Below are 2,530 nucleotides of genomic sequence, written 5' to 3'. Positions count from 1 at the left end.
GATCTGATCCCGCCCACCATTCCGATTAATTTCCGCCCACCTGTGCGGTGGTGTTGAGCCTGATCGTTTGAGGCCATCCTTCTGGGCTGTTCAGCAGTCTGGAGGATGGGATGCCGACGAGGAGGGCGAAGATGCGCGCACTGCGCGAAGTGATGCGAATGCACCGTGAGGGCTGCCTTCCGGTGCGAGAGATTGCCCGTTTGTCGGGCGTTGCGCGTTCGACGGTGCGGGACATGCTCGCCCGCTTTGAAAGTTCCGGCCTTGCGTGGCCGGTTCCATCCGAGATCAGCGACGCGGATCTGGAAGCCCAGCTTTACGGGCTTGCCGGTGTGAAGCCGGGCCGGCGCAAGCAGCCGGAGCCCGACTGGTCGGTGGTGGCGCGCGAGTTGAAGCGCAAGCACGTGACGCTGCAGGTTCTGTGGGAGGAGTATATCGCGGCGCACCCCGACGGCTATCGCTACAGCCGCTGGTGTGAACTGTTCCGCACCTGGGAGGGCCGGCTGTCGCTGGTCATGCGCCAGAGCCATGCCGGCGGTGAAAAGATGTTCGTCGATTATGCCGGCGACACGGTGCCGGTCGTGATCGACCGTCGGACAGGAGAAATCCGCCAAGCACACCTGTTCGTCGCGGTGCTGGGCGGCTCGAGCCTGTCGTTCGCCTGCGCGACCTGGACCGAGCAGTTCGCCGACTGGGTCGAGGGGCACAATGCCGCCTTCGCCTTCTTCGGCGGCGCCGCGCAGTTGCTGGTGCCCGACAATGCCAAAGTGGCGGTGATCAAGGCATGCCACTTCGATCCGATGCTCAACCGCAGCTATACCGACATGGCCCGCCATTACGGCACGGCGGTGCTGCCGGCACGGCCGCGGCGCCCGAAGGACAAGGCCAAGGTCGAAGCCTGCGTCGGCATCGTCGAGCGCTGGGTGCTGGGCCGGCTGCGCAATCGCATCTTCTACAGCCTGGCCGAGCTCAACGCCGGCATCGCCGAATGCCTTGCCGACCTCAATGAGGTGCGGGTTTTGCGCCAGTTCGGCCAAACCCGTCGCCAGTTGTTCGAGGAAGTCGATGCGCCCAACCTGAAGCCGCTGCCGGCAGAGCCGTGGATCCATGCCCAGTGGAAGCGCTGCCGGGTCGGGCTCGACTATCACATATCGATCGATCACCACCATTACTCGGTGCCGCATCGCTTTGCCCGCCGCGAGGTCGAGGCCCGCTTTACCGCGCGCACCGTCGAGATCTTTCTCGGCAGCGAGCGCATCGCGGTTCACATGCGCGGCTCGGGCAACGGCCGGCATACGACGGTGCCCGAGCACATGCCCTCGAGCCACCGGCGTTACCTGGAATGGACGCCGGCCAGGATCCGCCAGGAAGCAGCCCGGATCGGGCCGATGCTGTCATTGCTGGTCGAGCGCATCATCGCGGACCGGCCGCATCCCGAGCAGGGGTACCGCTCGTGCCTGGGGATCATCGGCCTGGCCAAGCGCTTTGGCGCCGATCGGCTCGAGGCGGCAGCGACGCGCGCGCTCGAGATCCAGGCGCGCAATTATCCTTCCGTCAAATCGATCCTCGAAAAGGGGCTCGACAAGGTGCCCGTGTCCAAAGCCCCGGAGCACGAGCCGATCCTGCACGACAACATCCGGGGTTCCCAATACTACCACTGAGAGGCACGACGATGCTCAAACACCCGACCCTTGATCAACTCAACCAACTCGGGCTGACAGGGATGGCCCATGCCTTCGCCGATCTCGACGGCAATGGCGATGCTGCGGGCCTTGGCCATGCCGAATGGCTGGCCCTGCTGCTCGATCATGAAGCGACCTGGCGCAGCGACCGGCGCCTTGCGCTTCGCCTGCGTCATGCCAAGCTGCGCCACCATGCCGTTCCCGAAGACGTGGATTACCGCAGTTCCCGGGCGCTCGACCGGCGCGTGTTCGAAATGCTGCTCAAGGGCAACTGGATCGCCGCCCATGAAAACTGCGCGATTATCGGGCCGGCAGGGGTGGGCAAAAGTTGGCTCGGTTGCGCGATCGGTCATCAGGCCTGTCGCAACAACCGATCGGTTCTCTACACCAGGCTGCCCCGGCTGATCGACGACCTGTCGCTGGCCAAGGGCGACGGCCGCATCGCGGCGCGCATGAAGAGCCTGGCGCGCGTCGATCTGCTGATCCTTGATGACTGGGGGCTTGAACCGCTCGATGGCAATGCCCGCCACCACCTGCTCGAAATCCTCGAAGACCGCTATGGGCGGCGTTCAACACTGGTCACAAGCCAGCTCCCCGTGGCCCGATGGTTCGATCTGATCGGCCATCCGACCTACGCCGACGCCATACTCGATCGCCTCGTCCACAACGCACATCGTTTGGAACTCTCCGGCGAATCCATGCGTCGAAATGTCACCACCCAATCCGCTTGACCGACTGAATTATCGCATGTGAATATCGGCCCACGATCTGCTCCCCACCCGGGCGGCATCAAATCGGAATGGTGGGCGCGATCAGATCGGAATGGGTGGGCGGCATCGTCGGAATCCGCA

Annotated in this window: 2 protein-coding genes; both read left to right on the top strand. The window is 64.3% G+C overall.

Features of this window, described 5'->3' with window-relative positions:
• The first annotated feature begins 131 nt into the window (after nt 1–131).
• The gene (gene istA, locus AC3EC3_RS19725; RefSeq protein WP_488491273.1) at nt 132–1,658 is read left to right on the top strand and encodes an IS21 family transposase; all 1,527 of its coding nucleotides are present in this window, start codon (nt 132–134) and stop codon (nt 1,656–1,658) included.
• Nucleotides 1,659–1,669: 11 nt separating this feature from the next.
• Nucleotides 1,670–2,410 (top strand): IS21-like element helper ATPase IstB, encoded by a 741-nt coding sequence (gene istB / locus AC3EC3_RS19720; RefSeq protein ID WP_488491272.1) that lies wholly within the window; start codon nt 1,670–1,672, stop codon nt 2,408–2,410.
• Nucleotides 2,411–2,530: the final 120 nt, after the last annotated feature.

It is taken from the genome of Novosphingobium sp. BAM6, from assembly GCF_057784955.1.
Note: the sequence above shows the minus strand (reverse complement) of the source record. Positions and strands in the feature narration are given on the sequence as shown.